The 17,062-nt window shown below is 43.8% G+C and carries 17 protein-coding genes and 2 tRNA genes; 7 read left to right on the top strand and 12 right to left on the bottom strand.

Annotated elements, in window-relative coordinates:
- Positions 1 to 3: 3 nt before the first annotated feature.
- The 3 genes from traF to OCU74_RS18360 form a co-directional block, all read right to left on the bottom strand.
- Positions 4 to 1,170: a conjugal transfer protein TraF gene (gene traF / locus OCU74_RS18370; protein WP_390623666.1), complete on the bottom strand. Its 1,167-nt coding sequence runs from the start codon at positions 1,168 to 1,170 to the stop codon at positions 4 to 6.
- Positions 1,171 to 1,234: 64 nt separating this feature from the next.
- Positions 1,235 to 1,525, bottom strand: coding sequence for a GIY-YIG nuclease family protein (locus OCU74_RS18365; RefSeq protein ID WP_087480917.1), 291 nt, complete (start codon positions 1,523 to 1,525; stop codon positions 1,235 to 1,237).
- Between the two features lie 9 nt (positions 1,526 to 1,534).
- Positions 1,535 to 2,182, bottom strand: coding sequence for a YceH family protein (locus tag OCU74_RS18360; RefSeq protein ID WP_087480918.1), 648 nt, complete (start codon positions 2,180 to 2,182; stop codon positions 1,535 to 1,537).
- A 463-nt stretch (positions 2,183 to 2,645) separates the two neighbouring features.
- On the opposite strand from OCU74_RS18360, the gene OCU74_RS18355 reads away from it, so the two are divergent.
- The gene (locus OCU74_RS18355; RefSeq protein WP_087480920.1) at positions 2,646 to 2,963 is read left to right on the top strand and encodes a DUF496 family protein; all 318 of its coding nucleotides are present in this window, start codon (positions 2,646 to 2,648) and stop codon (positions 2,961 to 2,963) included.
- A 205-nt stretch (positions 2,964 to 3,168) separates the two neighbouring features.
- A complete protein-coding gene (locus OCU74_RS18350; RefSeq protein ID WP_087480921.1) occupies positions 3,169 to 3,642 on the top strand; it encodes a peroxiredoxin in 474 nt (157 codons plus the stop codon).
- A gap of 90 nt (positions 3,643 to 3,732) precedes the next feature.
- Here OCU74_RS18350 and OCU74_RS18345 read toward each other — a convergent pair whose 3' ends face one another.
- The 4 genes from OCU74_RS18345 to OCU74_RS18330 form a co-directional block, all read right to left on the bottom strand.
- Positions 3,733 to 4,137 carry an NUDIX hydrolase gene (locus tag OCU74_RS18345; protein WP_200807726.1) on the bottom strand — a complete coding sequence of 135 codons (405 nt, stop codon included), beginning with the start codon at positions 4,135 to 4,137 and terminating at the stop codon, positions 3,733 to 3,735.
- Positions 4,138 to 4,190: 53 nt separating this feature from the next.
- Positions 4,191 to 5,147: an adenosylcobinamide-phosphate synthase CbiB gene (gene cbiB / locus OCU74_RS18340; protein WP_087480922.1), complete on the bottom strand. Its 957-nt coding sequence runs from the start codon at positions 5,145 to 5,147 to the stop codon at positions 4,191 to 4,193.
- Positions 5,144 to 6,514, bottom strand: a complete 1,371-nt coding sequence (locus OCU74_RS18335; protein WP_087480923.1) for a cobyrinate a,c-diamide synthase — start codon at positions 6,512 to 6,514, stop codon at positions 5,144 to 5,146. The genes cbiB and OCU74_RS18335 overlap by 4 nt, the downstream gene beginning before the upstream one ends.
- A 157-nt stretch (positions 6,515 to 6,671) precedes the next feature.
- A complete protein-coding gene (locus tag OCU74_RS18330; protein WP_087480924.1) occupies positions 6,672 to 7,181 on the bottom strand; it encodes a hypothetical protein in 510 nt (169 codons plus the stop codon).
- A gap of 130 nt (positions 7,182 to 7,311) precedes the next feature.
- Here OCU74_RS18330 and OCU74_RS18325 point away from each other — a divergent pair, with 130 nt between their 5' ends.
- The gene (locus OCU74_RS18325; RefSeq protein ID WP_087480925.1) at positions 7,312 to 8,100 is read left to right on the top strand and encodes a lipase family protein; all 789 of its coding nucleotides are present in this window, start codon (positions 7,312 to 7,314) and stop codon (positions 8,098 to 8,100) included.
- Positions 8,101 to 8,282: 182 nt separating this feature from the next.
- The gene (locus OCU74_RS18320) at positions 8,283 to 8,909 is read left to right on the top strand and encodes a DsbA family protein (RefSeq protein WP_087480926.1); all 627 of its coding nucleotides are present in this window, start codon (positions 8,283 to 8,285) and stop codon (positions 8,907 to 8,909) included.
- 138 nt (positions 8,910 to 9,047) lie between these two features.
- Here OCU74_RS18320 and OCU74_RS18315 read toward each other — a convergent pair.
- Both OCU74_RS18315 and OCU74_RS18310 read right to left on the bottom strand, forming a co-directional pair.
- Positions 9,048 to 9,121, bottom strand: a tRNA-Cys gene (locus OCU74_RS18315).
- Positions 9,122 to 9,139: 18 nt separating this feature from the next.
- Positions 9,140 to 9,226: transfer RNA gene (locus OCU74_RS18310), tRNA-Leu, on the bottom strand.
- Between the two features lie 387 nt (positions 9,227 to 9,613).
- Between OCU74_RS18310 and yghU the strand changes: the two genes are divergently transcribed.
- Both yghU and OCU74_RS18300 read left to right on the top strand, forming a co-directional pair.
- Positions 9,614 to 10,453, top strand: a complete 840-nt coding sequence (yghU, locus tag OCU74_RS18305; protein WP_087481183.1) for a glutathione-dependent disulfide-bond oxidoreductase — start codon at positions 9,614 to 9,616, stop codon at positions 10,451 to 10,453.
- Between the two features lie 296 nt (positions 10,454 to 10,749).
- Complete coding sequence (locus OCU74_RS18300) at positions 10,750 to 11,337, top strand: acetate uptake transporter (protein WP_087480927.1); 588 nt, start codon at positions 10,750 to 10,752, stop codon at positions 11,335 to 11,337.
- Between the two features lie 88 nt (positions 11,338 to 11,425).
- On the opposite strand, the gene OCU74_RS18295 is transcribed toward OCU74_RS18300, so the two are convergent.
- Positions 11,426 to 12,262: an AraC family transcriptional regulator gene (locus OCU74_RS18295; RefSeq protein WP_159457412.1), complete on the bottom strand. Its 837-nt coding sequence runs from the start codon at positions 12,260 to 12,262 to the stop codon at positions 11,426 to 11,428.
- A gap of 420 nt (positions 12,263 to 12,682) precedes the next feature.
- On the opposite strand from OCU74_RS18295, the gene OCU74_RS18290 reads away from it, so the two are divergent.
- Entirely contained in the window at positions 12,683 to 13,447 is a 765-nt protein-coding gene (locus OCU74_RS18290; RefSeq protein ID WP_087480929.1) for a MipA/OmpV family protein, read from the top strand.
- 117 nt (positions 13,448 to 13,564) lie between these two features.
- Here the strand turns inward: OCU74_RS18290 and viaA are convergent, their stop codons facing one another.
- Both viaA and OCU74_RS18280 read right to left on the bottom strand, forming a co-directional pair.
- On the bottom strand, positions 13,565 to 15,010 hold the full coding sequence (gene viaA, locus OCU74_RS18285) for an ATPase RavA stimulator ViaA (protein ID WP_087480930.1): 1,446 nt from the start codon (positions 15,008 to 15,010) through the stop codon (positions 13,565 to 13,567).
- Positions 15,011 to 15,021: 11 nt separating this feature from the next.
- Positions 15,022 to 16,689 carry an ATPase RavA domain-containing protein gene (locus OCU74_RS18280; protein ID WP_087480931.1) on the bottom strand — a complete coding sequence of 556 codons (1,668 nt, stop codon included), beginning with the start codon at positions 16,687 to 16,689 and terminating at the stop codon, positions 15,022 to 15,024.
- Positions 16,690 to 17,062: the final 373 nt, after the last annotated feature.

The raw sequence follows: 17,062 nt of genomic DNA, 5'->3' as shown, positions 1-17,062 counted from the left end.
AACTTAAAAGGTAAAAGCAAGATTTGCTGAACCGCCAAATTGATTTTCACCAGCATAGCTTCCGGCAATATCAATACTGACGACATCTCCAGGACTAAGTCCGATACCTACGGTAACGGAGTCATCCAATGTATTTTTCATATCGATTTCATACCCGGCTCTGAGCTGCCCCCATCCCCATGCATTTCCCTCAATGCCGAACCGGATAAATTGTGTGTCATCATTTTTACCGGTAAAACGCTCCTGCTTCGTCATGTCCACATCCACGGCGGCGCTTAAAAATTCCCCGACATAACCGGCAGACACCGTGACCTGAGTATCCAGCTTGTAGCTGTTCAAACCATCATAGGTTTCCACAGACTGACTAAACAAATCTTTAATACTGACACCAACCCGATACGCATCTTTTAGCCAGACAGCGCCAAGATCCAGATTGAATGCGTCATCTTTGACTTCGCTTTTATCATAGTCATCCAGATCAAAATCCTTAACCGATACAACCTGTTTATATGTTCTCATCCATTGATATTTGGGAGTGATTCCGAAAGAGAACAACTGCTGCTGAATTTCGTATTTTCGGGCAAGAGCAACACCAAACTCGGTATATCCAAAAGCGATCAGATCGACACTGGATGACTGATAACGACTCTGAACTGCAGATGCAGAGCTGCCCGTGCTGGCAGCAATATTCGGATCAGCAATCAGCTCAACAAATCCACGGGTATAAATATTTAACGAGACTGTCTGAAGAGGTATAGCGACAGCCGCACCGAGTCCTCCCGATGCACCCAGAGACTGATTATCAGAAAGTTCATCCAGATAGTGATCCAGTTTTGCAATTGTCGTGCTGTCAACACTGCCAACACCTGCTGCTTCAAACTGAGAGATTGTGTCTTGCAGATCGTCAGTCAGAGAGACCGTATCGTCTTCATCCCGGACGTTTAAATTAACAGACGGAAGCAAAAGCCCGAAATCATCTTCATTACGATAGACAGCTGTTAATGCAGGATTATAAAAAGGGGCCAGCAGGAAATCTGCGGTTGTTACCCCCGTATTTCCCATCGCGTTACCTCTGGCATCCGGAGCCCATGAAGCGGCATAAACAGGAGACATCATCAAAGAACAACATACCACTGTAATAAATCGATCATTCTTCATTTTTATACCCATCTTATCTCATAAGTGATCAAGACTAAGATTAGTACAAAATGAACGTTCCTGACGGTTATTCACTTTAGTGATCAAAAATTTGCGACGGTAATAAATTTTTGATCACTATTTTTTCTTTCCGGACTTTAGAAAGACGTTTCACCCGGGCTTCCATCTGCAAAGCTTCCCGATGAGTCCCGACCGGATGACTCCAGACAAGCTGTAGCGGAGACTTTCCCCGTAGCGCTTTAGCTCCCTGCCCACACTGATGTTGCCGGAAGCGTCGTGTTATATCTGTCGTAATACCACAATAGAGTGCATTCTGTGGTGTTCTGACAAAATAGATCCACCACTCAGCCTGATGTTCGAAGGTCATTTGATACCGTCAAAGGGAAGAACGTAATTCATCCAACTGTGCTTTCAGTAACTGTACTTCTTGTTTTAACTCTTCAACTTCCTGTTCCAGAGCTTCGAGTCGATCCGGTTGTGCTGACATACCAACTACTGAATCTTCAGTATATTCACTCGCTTCGTAAGACGTAAATGTCTGCCGGTAGCGGATCTCCCGTTTACCGGGCTCACGTGGCAGTTTGGCAACCAATTCTTTTTCAATCAACACTTCCAGCACATTCTCCGCGGCCTTTACATCCTGCAGAGTACACAGGCGATTGGTTCTGGTCCGCAATTCCCCCGGAGTTTGCGGACCACGCAACATCAGACAGCAAATGATCCCGAGTTCCTGTTCTGTCAGTTGCAAATCACCAAACTCTGTATTGCAAAAACGGTGTTGATATTTACTGGTTCGGCTGTTGAAACCACTTTCATCACTGACCAACCGCCGGGAGATCAAATTTTCAACCACTTCAAGAACCTGAGATTCGGACAGGTTCATCACCGGCTCCCGGTTACTTTTCTGATTACAGGCAGTCATCAGACTATTGAGACTCAGCGGATAGTAATCCGGTGTTGTAACCGATTTTTCAATTAAACTTCCGATAATCCGAGCTTCATGCTCACTGAGTTCATACTTCATCACACTTTCCTCAAATCTATCTTCTACCGGATCCGGTACAATTCAATGTTCAACAGCAAAAGCACATTTAACAACACGACCATGTTCATCAATCACAAGTACCCGTGACCGATTTAGTTCTATATCCGTGAGACTACACGCTTTTCTCGATGCGATATATGCTTTTCTAAGCTTATCCTGACGCTGATCTTCAGTTGGTACCACAGAAATTTGTGGAACAATAATCTCTGATAATGACATGTCTTTTGATGAGTGATAATAGGAATGTCATTATCATATAGTGACTGACCAAGAAAATAAATCATGTTAAACAGGGAACGCCCGATGAGACCTATGTGGAACCCACTCGGGCAGAATTCAGAGGATAAACCGACTTTTGATTGATCTCAGGGCTGTTCCGGAGACGAGGGATATGATTTAATTCCTGATATACCCATTTGATAAAACAATAGGAAAGAAACCGATGAGCAGCGTATTTGAAATTGTCTCGCTAGCACGCCGTAAAAATAAACTAAAACGGGAATTAATTGATAATGAGAAGAAGGTTCGTGACAACCGTAAACGGGTTGACTTGCTTGAGAACCTGCTGGATTACATCAAACCCGACATGACACATGACGAGTTTGTCGCCATTGTGAAAAACATGAAATCAGACTACGAAGACCGGGTTGATGACCATATCATCAAGAGTGCTGAAATCTCAAAAGAACGTCGGGAAATGAGCCGTCGGATTAAAGATTTAACCGAGCAGGACAAGCTTCAGACTCAGGGTAAAAAATAACACCTGAATATCATAAAGCCCACATTGATGTGGGTTTTATTTTCTACCACCACTCCACCAGATGATTCCATTGCCGCTCTTTGGCGTAACTCCTGTACGTTTGTTTTCTCTCCGGCTACTAATTCCCTAATATTTTTATGTTTTTATTCATTCGATTTCAGGCTAGACTCATTGAGGTTCTCATCTAAATAAAAAGGAATGCATAATGATCGAACAAGGTCAGAAACTCCCTGCCGCAACGTTAAGTCAGCTCACAAAAGATGGTATGGTAAATCACCAGATCAGCGAACTCTTTGCCGGTAAAAAAGCGGTTTTATTTGCCGTTCCCGGCGCATTTACGCCAACCTGTTCTGAAGCTCACCTGCCCGGCTATGTTGTTCTGGCCGATCAGTTAAAAGCAAAAGGAATCGATATCATCGCGTGTGTTTCGGTGAACGATGCATTTGTGATGAAAGCATGGGGTGAAGCCCAGAATGCTTCGGAAATAATGATGCTGGCTGACGGTGATGCAAGTTTCACCAAAGCACTTGGACTGGAAATGGATACCGATAAATTCGGCGGCATCCGCTCTCAGCGTTATGCAATGATCATTGACGACGGTGTTGTCACTCAATTAAACATTGAAGAACCGAAATCATTTGAAGTCAGCAAAGCTGAAACTATCCTCGCCAGCCTGTAAGCAATTACCGACACCAAAACGGAAACCTTGGTTTCCGTTTTTTTATCTACTCAGGAGATAGGTAAAGAAAGTGACTGATCAGCATACCTGTCAGAATTGTAGTGCCGGGTTACCTTTTAAACGATGGTATTCAGACATAGCAACTTTGTCTGCCAGTGTATCGACCTGAGCTTCCGATAATTCACACCAAAAGACTTCATCAGCCTCAAAAGATGAGATATCCCCATCCCACTTGCTTACGACATAATAATGCAGCAGTTGTAGTTCAGTCGTCGGATGATAAAGAGAACACAAATAGCTATAGCTTTTCGGGATCACTCCCAGTTCTTCCTGAATCTCGCGCAACAGAGCTTCCTGCTGAGACTCACCCTGTTCAATATGACCACCAGGAATAGCGATAATCTCAGGATCGCACTCTTTAAACTTCGAACGTTTTTCCAGTAGTACCTGCTCATCTTCTACCAATAAAAAAGATACACATTCATGAACTTGCATCATCATGTTCCTCTTTCCGGATAAATCGATATGCACTGGCACACAACCATGGTTCAGCATATACCTATCATTAAGCATACACCGGAGTAAACAAATAGTGCCAGTATCGACGCAAGATACATCAGCCGGATCGTGCGCTGGATATCATCCCGTTCAAGCGGACGTTTATTGTCACCAATCCAGGGCTTTTCCACCCGTTGACCAAAATAATCATTCGGCCCTCCCAGTTGTATCCCCAGAGCTCCGGCCACAGAGGCTTCCGGCCACGCACAGTTGGGACTTTTATGTTGATAACGATCCCGCCAGCCGATGGTTAAAGCAGACTTCGCGTCATAACGTAACAATAGGGCCGCCAGAGAGAAGAGCACCCAGCTCAGACGGGCCGGTAACCAGTTGGCTAAGTCATCCATCCTGGCAGAAACATAACCCAGTGCCCGGTATTTTTCATTTTTATAGCCGACCATCGAATCCAACGTATTGATAGCCTTATATGCCATCGCCAGTGGAACACCTCCAAGAAACAGATAGAACATCGGTGCAATGACACCATCAACGGCATTCTCTGCGACAGTTTCAACGACAGCCCGGGAGATCTGAGTATCATCAAGACTCCGGGTATCCCGCCCGACAATATAAGATAACTGTAAACGGCTTTCTTCAATATTCCCCAGCCCCTGAGCCTGATATACCACGTTGGCACAATCAGCCAGACAACGACCGGCAAATATCGTATAAGCCAGCCACAAGGTGATTATTTCCCCCAGCCAGAGGTGAACAGTACTGGCTGTTTCCACAATCAGCCAGGTTACTCCCCAGCTCATTGCTACAATCACAATCCATAGCACAGCACCACCGGTATAAAGCCAGCGCTCATCACGACTCAGTCGGCGAATGACTTTTTCCGTCCGGGAGATAGCCGTCCCAATCCATCGAATCGGATGAGGCCAGTGCGGCGGATCTCCGAGTATCAGATCAAGAACAAAGGCACAGCAATATATAAACAGACTCATCCGCGATTCTGTCCACGCTGTAGCCAGTTCAGTAGCAATGCAGGATTCTGTCCGAAGTGAACATGCAGATAACTCGCAAGGGTGTTACCGACCTGATATCCTCCCTGCCAGCGCTGTAAAATTACGCCATCCCGCTCTTTTGTGCAGGTAAAAACCGGTTCAAGTGCAGTGGTAAATTCTGAATAGTGAAACTCGTGCCCCCGAATCACATCACCTTTACCGGCAATCAATACATCCTGATCCGCTGAAACCTGACAATAGCCGAATCTCTTCAGCGATTTTGTCATGCTGCTATGCCCCTGAAAGATACCACTCATCCGGTACTGCTGCCCTGATTGATCGGTCAGACTTTCTCCTAAATACATCAAACCGCCACACTCAGCATAGATAGCAACACCCTGTTCATGAGCCTGCTTCAATGCATCCAGCATTGGCTGATTGGCTGAGAGTTGCTCTGCATATAATTCAGGGAATCCACCACCGATATAGATCAGATCAGCGTCCGGAAGAACCCGATCCTGCAGAGGACTAAAACGAACAATACGAAGACCACTGGCTTCAAGCAGATCAAGATTATCCTGATAGTAAAAATTAAATGCTTCATCATAAGCCAGCGCAAGAGTCAGCCCTTTGCCCTGTCCTTCAAGCGCCACAGACAAAGTGTCACTAACTTTCGGGACCGGCGGCAGCACCGACACCTGAAGCAATAAATCCAAATCAATGTGTTGCTCGATCTGGTCGGCTAACTGGTCCCAGGTTTCATCATAAGCGGCCTGTTCATGGGCGGTAACCAGCCCCAGATGCCGGGAGGGTAACTCAATCTCTTTGATCTTGGGCAGACGTCCGATAACCGGAATATGGGTATAACGTTCAATAGCCTCTTTTAACAGTTCAAAATGGCTGTCCGAGTTCACCTGATTCAGAATGACTCCGGCAATATTCAGGGTCGGATCAAACTGCTGAAATCCCAGAACTGTCGCTGCTGCGGATGTTGATACTGCCTTTCCGTCAATAACCAGAATCACCGGGCAAGACAGTTGTCTGGCCATCCCGGCACTACTGCAATAATGCGGATCCGTGCCATAACCGTCATATAACCCCATGACACCTTCGATAATCGCAACATCAACCTGTGAAACACGTTGATAAAAGGTATTGAATAGCGTTTCTTTCGGTAACATAAATTCATCCAGATTTCTGGATATTGTTCCCGAAACTCTGGAGTGCCATGCAGTATCAATATAGTCCGGACCAACTTTGAACGGCTGCACGGAAGCACCTCTGCGACAAAATGCCCGAAGTAAACCTAAAGTCAGGGTTGTCTTGCCGCTTCCGCTACTGGTTCCGCCAATTAAGAATGCATTCATGTTGGTTTAGCTCTGATTTTTAATGAAAACAGAACCATAGCAGAAGTGCCCAGACCTTATCATCAGAAAGTTATATATTTTCTGCCTTTTCCCACAAATCTTTTCCCATAAAAAGGACAAAACACCACAAAGCAGAGCTGAGGCTGAGCCATTGCAGCTATTCAAAAAAGTGTCGCAATGGACTGAGCTGACCCGGCTGAGTCTGAGAAGGCGCAGCGGGATGATTACTACCGGAATAACTTTTATATTCGTCTTTTAACGATTCCCAGTCATGTAGCAATATATCCAGCTTTTGCTCCAGCTCATGGTGAGGACCGGCTTTATGCGTATCCAGCTTGCCTTTTTTCATCTGCTTCAGAATTGTATCTATATTTTCCGTCTGATAATGCGTTTTGGTGTGCAGCTCATGTGCCTGAGACGACAACATTTGAATCATTCTATCGGGTGAATGCAGACTCCGCTTGGTCATCAATAGCGAAAGCTGCTGTTTCAGATCGGTAATCTGAGCCATTTTACCCTCAATCTGATCAATCTGATTCCGGGAAGCCGAATTTACTTTGGCACTAATTCCCGGTTTCCCTGCATGCGAGGCCGGGTCAGCAGAAGATGAGGCATGATGAAAAGGGGAAATATTCCCGTGCATCAGGGACGAGATCCAGTTGGGCATGACATATTCCTAAACAGAGTCAACAAAGATGACGTATGAGTGGCATGCTGTAACCCGAGGTTCCTTCATCAAAATTTCATATTTATCTCCGACAATGCCAAGATAGTCTCAGTCATATATAGTCACCTGCTTGAAACCACTCAAACGATATCAGTACGAACGTTATGCCGTACTCTGTAAACTCGCCTATCCGCGAGTCTTCAGGCATACACGTTATGGTTTCGATCCCAATGGACAGCGAATTATCCGGGATAGAAACGGTAAAATTATGATTCGGGTACTCTGGAGCAAAAAACAGGATGAAGTGGTGGTTGTCTTTAAAGGCTCTCACTCTGTGAGTGACTGGATTCTGAATCTGGCAGTGTGGATGAAAAATTGCCGTCCTTTGGGACTTCCCTATTCTATCCATGCCGGCCTGCACTATTTACTCCAGCAGGAAAGCCAGCCAAGCCGGAATGAGGATAAACTCGGTGTCAGTGTACTGGTGCGGCTGGAAACAACTTTATTACCTCTAATTCAGCAGGGAAAGCGGGTTGCGCTGACCGGACATTCATCCGGGGGTGCTCTGGCTTGTGTCGTGGCTGATTATCTGGAACGCAGGACACCGAAAAGTATCAAACGGGTTGTGACCTTCGGTCAACCGGCGGTCGGAAGCTGGGGCTTTTACCAGAATTATACCCTCGCTCATAAGACATATCGTATCTGCTGTGATATCGATATTGTAACCTTTTTACCACCATTTCCGTTCCTTTACTGGCATGTCGGCAAACTGCTGTGGCTTTATAATGGCCGAATCTATGAAAATACACCCACCTTTCTCAGGTTTGGTCGCTCATTGCTCAGTTGGTTGATCCGCCCGTTTTCCTATCATCTGATGAGTAAGTATATTCGCAATAAAGATTTTTTTGACGAACGTTAGCCGTATGATCGACCAGAAATGGTTTCTCTATAAAGCTGAACTGACAAAGAATTACAGCTTAGTGACAAGCTCATATGTCCGGAATAAGCAACAATGATGTCACTAATTGACTATATATCCGGACAAACACAACAACTAAACTGTACCATATCAATTGTTCAGCTTGTTAAGAGAAAGATATAATGGTCAACGTTCACTACATTTTCGACCCGATGTGCGGATGGTGTTATGGTGCGAGCGAACTCATCGCTCAGTTTGATCACATGGAAGAGGTTCACCTGCAACTTCATCCGGGTGGTATGATCCAGAAAACACCTATCAGTCCTGATTTTCGTCAACATATCCTTGAAGCTGACAAACATATCGAAACACAAACTGGTCAACCTTTTGGTGATACATATGTGAAGAAAGTTGCCAGCAATGATGCACTGGTTCTGGATTCTTACATCACAGCTCAGGCCATTATTGCGGCAGAACGTCTGGCACAATGTGGCCTGAAGATGCTCAAACAGATTCAACGGGCACATTATCAGTCCGGTTTACCGGTATATCAGCCAGAAACACTGGCAGAGATAGCCAGACAGCTTGGTTTTTCTCCTGAGCAGTGGGAACAGGCAATGGCAGCAGCACAGAATGATGTCGACTCAGAAATTCAGATGACACGCCAGTTGATGCAACGGTTTGGTCTCGGTGGTTTCCCGTCAATGGTTATTGAAAAAAACGGCCAGTGGCAAACCGTCATTATCAGTCAGTATTATGGCAGTCCGGAGCGCTGGTCAGCATTCTGGGAAAAAGTTCTCGCGGCATAATTCCCCCTTTGGTGGGATATCTGCTCTATCAGCAGTATGTCCCACCCCGCGAGCTTCTTGGGGAAAATTTGATATTTTGTCTGGAGAGAAAGGACAGATACAAAAAAAGACGCAAAAGCGTCTTTTTTTATCAGAATATGGAGGCGCGTCCCGGAGTCGAACCGAGGTCCACGGATTTGCAATCCGCTGCATAGCCACTCTGCCAACGCGCCAGATGATTCATGTTACGATGGTGCCCCGGGCCGGACTTGAACCGGCACAGCGCGAACGCCGAGGGATTTTAAATCCCTTGTGTCTACCAATTCCACCACCAGGGCAACGCTATTCAGCGATGGTAACACCATCTCTCAACGGCCTGTGCCGTGAGAACGAGGCATACTTTATCGGATAAAAATTCAAGGTCAACAAAAATTTCCGGATTATCAACTAAATGGCTAATAAACGTGCGAAGTAGTACAGATGGCACACAATAAGAACAAAAACCGTACATCAGAGATATTATCCGGGTTCTCTTCTGTCTCAATGAGTACCCTGTTGTGGTTTCAATGCTGCATACCCGCAGATAGTCTGAGCTGATTTTTTCTTCATATCTTTATGTCATGTCACATGATTTTTGAATCTATCTGATTTCTCATAAACTTATTTCCCTTCTACATTCATCCGATTATCATGACAAGTACCTCAATCACAACAAGGCACCGATGATGAGTAAATCTGATACCTATATTCCTCCTCAGGTCTGGCAATGGGAGCACGAGAACGGTGGTAAGTTTGCCGGTATTAACCGTCCGACTGCCGGAGCAAGATTTGAACAAGATCTTCCCGTCGGGCAGCATCCTTTGCAGCTCTATTCAATGGCAACGCCCAATGGCGTCAAAGTAACGGTTCTGCTTGAAGAGTTACTGGAAAAAGGAATTTCAGCCGCAGAATATGATGCTTATCTGATCGATATCAGCGAAGGTGACCAGTTTGGTTCCGGTTTTGTCGGGGTGAATCCGAATTCCAAAATTCCGGCATTGGTTGACTACTCTGGCGAAGCACCAATCCGTATTTTTGAATCCGGAGCAATCCTTTTGTATCTGGCTGAGAAATTCGGAGAGTTCATCCCAGAAGGAGCACTTCGGGCCGAGTGTTTGTCCTGGCTATTCTGGCAGGTAGGGAGTGCACCGTTTCTCGGTGGTGGATTTGGTCATTTTTACGCTTATGCACCGGAGAAATTTGAATATCCGATTGATCGCTATGCGATGGAATCAAAACGCCAGCTTGATGTACTGAACCAACATCTCGCTACCCATACTTATCTCTGTGGTGATCAATACACCATTGCGGATATGGCAATATGGCCGTGGTATGGAACACTCGTTTTAGGTGGATTGTATGATGCCGCAGAATTCCTGGATGTGAAATCTTATACCCATGTTGTTCGTTGGGCTGAATCCATTAGTCAGAGACCAGCGGTAATCAGAGGCCGGATGGTCAATCGCCACTGGGGCGAACCAGAAGAACAACTTCCTGAACGCCATAGCCGGGATGATTTCAATTAATCGGTTAAATCCTGACACTTCCTTCCGGAGCTGTAACGAATTCGGCTCCGGCACGATTACCGCCACACATTCTATATCTTTCCAAAGTACTATTTTGACGAAATCCATCCGGCATCTGCGTAATTTCTCAACTCAAATCATCACCAGTCAGACACCAGCCGGCTCCTCATCGCTCACCTTATATAAATGTATTGGCTTTTCCTTAATGAAGCATTAGAATCCGCGTCGTTTTTATGCTGCCGGAAAAACAGACTCCGTCAGCAAATTCCCTCATTAATATGTAAAGGTAAGTATTCATGTCGACGAAATTAGCCAACCCGGCCCCTCTTGGCCTGATGGGATTTGGTATGACCACAGTGTTACTCAATATCCACAATGCGGGATTTTTCCCTCTTGATTCGATGATTCTGGCAATGGGAATCTTTTATGGTGGCCTCAGCCAGGTCATTGTTGGAATCATGTGCTTTAAACGGGGTGACACATTCGGAACAACCGCTTTCACATCTTACGGTTTGTTCTGGTTAACTCTGGTCGGGTTAATCGTAATGCCGCATATGGGACTGCCAGCCAGTTCAGCTCACTTCATGGGATGTTATCTGACATTGTGGGGAATTTTTACCGGATTTATGTTCATCGGTTCACTGTGCTACCCGCTTGCCAAGCAAGTTGTTTTTGGTTCTTTGACGATTCTGTTTGCGCTGCTGGCAATTCATGATTTCACCGGAAATGCAACGATTGGCGTCATCGCAGGTTTTGAAGGTATTTTCTGTGGTGCCAGCGCCATCTACTTTGCTATGGCACAAGTTCTGAATAATGAATATGGCCGTGTCGTTTTACCAGTTGGTGAAAAACGCAAGAACACCACACAAGCTGTCATCGCCTAATCTATTTTTATCACTAGTGGTTATTTTAACACGTACAATCAGCCTGCTCAGACGGGCTGATTGTTTATCTGCATACCAAAATGCAGCCCTAATAATCCTGTAAGAAAAAATTCCGGTAACTGGTCGGAGATAGCTGACGATGGTTTTTAAAGAAACGGGAGAAATTCGTCTGACTGGAAAAGCAGGTCATTTCACTAATTTCCTGAACAGATTTATTCGTATTTGTTAATAGTCGGCATGCAACATTCAGTTTTACTTTCTTCAGCACGTCCCGGTAAGAGATTCCTTCCAATTGAAGTTTCCGGTTTAATGTCCAGCGACTCATATTAATATGCGAGCAAAGAGTAGCCAGTAACTCACTGTCAGAACTATACTTTTCTGAAAGGATTATCTTCTCAATCCCTCTTTCCACATAAGTTGCAAACGGAATATTGGCTGGTAGCTGCTCACACATCCAGTCCAGTTTACTCTTCTGAATCCGATTCAGCTTCGCATTAAATAACTTATTTCTGATTTTCAGATTTTCAATATCAAACTCAATGAAGTTACAGGGTTTCCCATACTGAATCATCGTATGAAAATAATCATTAAATTCACGATATAACTTGTTTTCTGGTGTTGAAACACATGCCTTAATATGTACATCCTGTGTGTAAAAGGTAACAATATCGTATAATATCGCAAAAAAACCTAATGCCGAGTAGTCATCATATTTTAATAATAGAGGATTAGAATACTCGATCCTAAGATGATGGTGATCTTCAATAACTTCTATTTTATAGATATCGGAAATTAAAATACTATACTGGCAATATCTTTTTAACGCCGCCAACGGTGTTTCTTCATTCAGACATATCCCAAATAAATCCGGAAAATAATGATAGAATCCTACATCAAATCCTGAACGAATTCCTTCCAGTAGCATTTCCGGCTCTAATGTTTCACTGAAAACAAAAGATTCATTTAAAAAGTTCTGATATTTTCGCCATGAAATTCGGCCGTCGATCGCAGATAACTCATCATCCGAGAAGCAACACTTATTTAGAAGATAGCGAGTATTAACTCCATGATTATTCAAGAAATTAACTCGCCCATTGAGCACATGATTCGATATTGTATTTATCATGATGAGCTGACCATTTTTTATTTATTTTTGATATATTTGATATTATCACCTTCACTTTGAACCGTGAAGCACACTATGGTATCTTTGAAATCCGTAATTTTTATAAATACGAAGCTTTACCCAAATTCATCTGTAAAATAATAGAACATACACATAAGTTAAGCGCGTTACATAGACAAAATAAATAAAAACCACTTTGATTAGGTGACCAGGAGCTTTATGTCAAACTTACATTTAAAACAAATCCTATGTCTCATCCCTGCATCGTTCTTTATTACTCTACCGGGACATGCAGCAGAAAACGGTCTTTCATTAGGTCTCGGTGCTTCATATGCAACATCGACCTATAAAAATTATGATGAGAGTACCCTTCCGATACCGGTTATTAATTACGACAGCGATGTCTTTTTCATTCACAGTCTTACTGCCGGGGCTTACCTGTATCAGGATCAATATAACGTGTTACAGGCTGCAGTGTCCTACTATGCTCAGGAGTTCGATCCGAGTGATGCCAATGACAGTCAGATGAAGCTGCTTGATAAAAGAAGCAGTACTGCCATGGGCGGGATTTCATATACATTCCGATCGCCTCTCGGCAATTTCACAACCTCCGTTGCCGGAGATATTCTGGATGAAACAAGTGGTGGTATGCTGGCTTCAGCACAATACGATTACCCAATTCCCTTTACTCAAAAACTGGTTGTTGTTCCGGCTACCGGATTAAAATATACCAATAGTAAGTTAAACCAACATTACTACGGTATTACTGCAAGAGAATCTGCACTCAGCGGTTTAGCGGAATACACCCCTGGAAGTGCAGTTACACCTTATTTTGGATTAACACTAAAATATAATGTTTCCGATAGATTGGGCGCATTTGTTTCCAGCCGCTATCAGATATTGCCAACTGAAATTAAAGACAGCCCAATGGTCGATTCTAATCATACGATTCAGACCACAGCCGGTATTTCTTATCAATTCTGATATCGTATAGCTATTCTGATATTGTATAACTATTCTGATATTGTATAACTACAGACGGGAGCAACGACTTTGTCATTGCTCCCGTCTTAATATTCCCGATCACGACGCAAAAACAGACTAACGGATCTTCATCAAACGTCCGATGATTCCAGGATAATAACTCCAACAGTGGTTGAAAATTTCCATCACCTGAGGGTTACCGTATCGAGAAAGGCTTATTGCATGAAAGCGGTTATGTCTGGCTTTGAGCGATTCAATCTCGTCATTCATTTCCCGGGACGGTTTGGGTGCCATAAAATCAGAAATCACAACCAGATCTGCATTTTTATAAGTATCACTATGCATCATCTTAATTGCATTAGACAGCGCCAGTTCCAGATCTGTTCCTCCTTTAAAAGTATAACTCAGGAAATCACAGACCTCTCTTAACCCATCTTGTTTCGTCAACTGATAAGTAATCACTTGAGTGGAAAAAATCACCACATAACAATCCCGGTTTTCAGCCAACGCTATCTGCATCAGGGCATAAGCAATCGCTTTGGCGCACTGCTCAGGGAAACCGTTCATTGAACCAGAAGCATCAATGCAAACAACAAACGGACCTTTTTCAATATTCACCTGTGAATTTGCTGACTTTGTGGTTGCAACTTTTGATAATGTCCGGGCCTTTCCCTGCATGCGGTAATTCAACAATCGCTTATCAACCAAATGCTTATAGAAGATAACTTCCAGCTCTGGGTGAGCCAGGAACAGTGTCTCATTTGGCAACATTTTGTTCAGATCATCGTTTTGGTGAACACCAACAATGTCATCCGTTGCTTCATCTGATTTTTCTTCCACCAGTTGAAGCGTTTCTGCACTTGCCTGCTGAAGATCAGGATCATCGACCTCACTGGCCATTCGGCCGAGACTTTCTGCAATCTTCTGAATTTCCTTATGCTTTTTAAGAAATTCAGCATGCTTTTTCATGACTGTCAGATCAACTCGTCCCAGTTTGGCGCCAGCCATATTCCATAAACGACGGATGCTCTGTTCATCTTCAGAATCCGTCATTTCATCCATAGAATGTAGTGTTTCAATACGCTGGTAAAGGTCGTCCAGTAATTTATCTTTGTTCACCTCCAGCTCCATGACCTGAGCCTGTTTTAAGGCATTGGATAAACTGTTATACCACTGGTCACAAAAATAATGGGGAAACATGGGATTTCTGAGATTCTTTTTCTGCTCACAAAGCTGACGCGCTGTTGTATAAAATGCAGAATGCCATTCCAGCTTTTTCAGGACTTCGGGGATTTTCTGAAAGAATGTATCTTCATCCCAATGGATCACTTCCTGATACAACGTCAGCTCCTGCTGAAACCGTTCTGTTTCACAGACATTGGTCATTCTTTTCTTAACCTGCCCCCTCCATTTCAACAGATGATTTTTGACTGAAGTTTTCATACCCCGGTTTTCAGCAATTAACATCAGTTGAGTCTTAGCCATCAGCTCATTGACTGCCGTATCGATTAATCCGGAGTCAGCAATCATCATCGCAAGATTCAGTCCATCAGCTCCCAGCATAGATACCTCCTCTAAGCAAAGTACTGCGTGAAATGGTTCATTCGCTGAGCTGCTGCTTCACACTCAGCGACAGAAGTTTCCAACTGTTGTTGTAATTGTTGTAATGAATTTTCCATCGCAACCGGGAGTTCAGGTTCGATAAAATTGTGCGGTAAGGCATCATGAAACTGCCGGTGAAGCTGGCGTAACTGAAAACCGGCCTGCTCCAGTTGTTGGCGAACCTGTTCGATTCGCTCTTGCCATACCTGAAATAAATGATGTTCATTTTGATTCTGTTCAGTTACTGCAGACACAAGAACTGAACGATTGGCGATATCTTTAATAACCAGTAGTTCATCTGAATCAACATCAAACTGAAGAGCACATAGAGTGGAATTCTGGTTGACGTAGCCAAATACCTCTCCGCCACCTTCACGAATGACTTTTTCAAACTCAGCTTTAGGGACGTAAACCCAATGACAGTATTTATCGGTATTTTCGACGTCAGTGACCGTCGTATTACTTTGTAGCAATACCAATTTCAGCAGATCTTTCCGGTTACCTGACTGAAAAGTCTTTGCAGCTGTCAGGTCATGACCATACACCTGCTTCTTAATCAGTCCGGAAGACTTTTCTACTGCAAGAGGCATGGTATATCTTGCCTCCAGTTCCTGCTGAATGTCCCTTAAAGTTTCCTGGCAGATATCGATCTGATGCTCGACATCCTGCTGGTCAAACGCATACTTCAGTGCAAATTCACGAATCACTTCTTTTACAATGGCCAGTGAAGCAGGACTGTTCCACAAACAATCCTGAAGCAGAAGTAAATCAAGTGGATTAATTGCGTCCCGACCATTGAAAAATGCACTGGCTTTCAGAAGTTTGATTGCTTTTTTCCAACGGCGATCCGAAACATACATTTCATCAAATGTTGTCGATGTACTGTTTTCCGCTGCCAAATCAAGCATTGACTTGAGCTGATAGAGTTTCTCAAAAACATCATTCTCCAGAGCTAACTTGTCCAATGCTTGCTGCCAGTCGTGATATTCCTGATCAGTAATCGCCAGCCCATCTGGGACGTGCGCTTCCTGAGGCGTTCCGACTGTCAGCATGGATTTAAAATTCTGTTTGTTCTGAATCCGATTCACAAAAATCCGCACCAGGATCCGGTCAAACAGAGCTTCCAGACCACTATCCTGATCTGGCAACTCATTAGACGCAGAAACCAGCAGACGCATTGGAACCCGTTCAATATCGCTACCGTTATTGAACGTTTTTTCATTCACAACAGTCAGTAGCGTGTTCAGAATCGCGGGACCGGCTTTCCAGATTTCATCGAGAAAAACAACCTGAGCTGTTGGTAAATAACCTTTTGTTAATCGTAAATAACGCCCATTATCTTTTAACTCTTGAATACTTAACGGCCCAAATACTTCTTCAGGCGTGGAAAAACGTGTCATGAGATATTCAAAATAAGAGCTTTGGTCAAAGGCTTGAATCAGACGTTTTGCAATCAGGCTTTTTGCGATTCCGGGAGGACCTAACAGAAAGACACTTTCGCCGGCAAGTGCGGCAAGCAGGCAAATCTTAATTGTATGCTCTCTTTCATAAACACCATCTGCCAACGCATTGGCTAAGTTGTTAATTCTCTCGGACAGCAAAGCCTTCTGCGCGTGACTTGCAGGAATTGAACTTATCATTAAATTGACTCACCAGATTCGAAATGCACTGTATTATCGTTTTCTTATATACAGTTTCAGTTTATTATAAGTTTTCACTTCTGTTAATCAAATGTTACACAAAAGCGAATTTGTTCTCCTGTTTTTATAACAGATTCACAATTCGAACGATTGGTTGAAACCTATGTTTCCAAATATGAGACTTATGTCACTAACGGTCTAAAGTGTTTCTGTCAGATAAAGAATTCTTTATTTTTGAATGTGATACAGGTATCGTTACCGATGAAAATTTAAGAAATTTTAATCGTACACCTCCCCGTAAAGTCCGGGAGGCATGACCAGTCTGTTGTACACACCGTGCTTTTGCCCGGATGTGACACACCACTCCGGAGAA

The sequence above is a fragment of the Vibrio mangrovi genome, assembly GCF_024346955.1.
GTDB classification, from domain to species: domain Bacteria; phylum Pseudomonadota; class Gammaproteobacteria; order Enterobacterales; family Vibrionaceae; genus Vibrio; species Vibrio mangrovi.
This window is presented reverse-complemented; position numbering and strand designations above follow the sequence as displayed.

Bases quoted from the DNA above. Each gene is read 5' to 3' on its own strand.
- traF (WP_390623666.1), bottom strand. From the start codon at position 1,170: ATGGGTATAAAAATGAAGAATGATCGATTTATTACAGTGGTATGTTGT.
- OCU74_RS18365 (WP_087480917.1), bottom strand. From the start codon at position 1,525: ATGACCTTCGAACATCAGGCTGAGTGGTGGATCTATTTTGTCAGAACA.
- OCU74_RS18360 (WP_087480918.1), bottom strand. From the start codon at position 2,182: ATGAAGTATGAACTCAGTGAGCATGAAGCTCGGATTATCGGAAGTTTA.
- OCU74_RS18355 (WP_087480920.1), top strand. From the start codon at position 2,646: ATGAGCAGCGTATTTGAAATTGTCTCGCTAGCACGCCGTAAAAATAAA.
- OCU74_RS18350 (WP_087480921.1), top strand. From the start codon at position 3,169: ATGATCGAACAAGGTCAGAAACTCCCTGCCGCAACGTTAAGTCAGCTC.
- OCU74_RS18345 (WP_200807726.1), bottom strand. From the start codon at position 4,137: ATGCAAGTTCATGAATGTGTATCTTTTTTATTGGTAGAAGATGAGCAG.
- cbiB (WP_087480922.1), bottom strand. From the start codon at position 5,147: ATGAGTCTGTTTATATATTGCTGTGCCTTTGTTCTTGATCTGATACTC.
- OCU74_RS18335 (WP_087480923.1), bottom strand. From the start codon at position 6,514: ATGAATGCATTCTTAATTGGCGGAACCAGTAGCGGAAGCGGCAAGACA.
- OCU74_RS18330 (WP_087480924.1), bottom strand. From the start codon at position 7,181: ATGCCCAACTGGATCTCGTCCCTGATGCACGGGAATATTTCCCCTTTT.
- OCU74_RS18320 (WP_087480926.1), top strand. From the start codon at position 8,283: ATGGTCAACGTTCACTACATTTTCGACCCGATGTGCGGATGGTGTTAT.
- yghU (WP_087481183.1), top strand. From the start codon at position 9,614: ATGAGTAAATCTGATACCTATATTCCTCCTCAGGTCTGGCAATGGGAG.
- OCU74_RS18300 (WP_087480927.1), top strand. From the start codon at position 10,750: ATGTCGACGAAATTAGCCAACCCGGCCCCTCTTGGCCTGATGGGATTT.
- OCU74_RS18295 (WP_159457412.1), bottom strand. From the start codon at position 12,262: ATGCTACTGGAAGGAATTCGTTCAGGATTTGATGTAGGATTCTATCAT.
- OCU74_RS18290 (WP_087480929.1), top strand. From the start codon at position 12,683: ATGTCAAACTTACATTTAAAACAAATCCTATGTCTCATCCCTGCATCG.
- viaA (WP_087480930.1), bottom strand. From the start codon at position 15,010: ATGCTGGGAGCTGATGGACTGAATCTTGCGATGATGATTGCTGACTCC.
- OCU74_RS18280 (WP_087480931.1), bottom strand. From the start codon at position 16,689: ATGATAAGTTCAATTCCTGCAAGTCACGCGCAGAAGGCTTTGCTGTCC.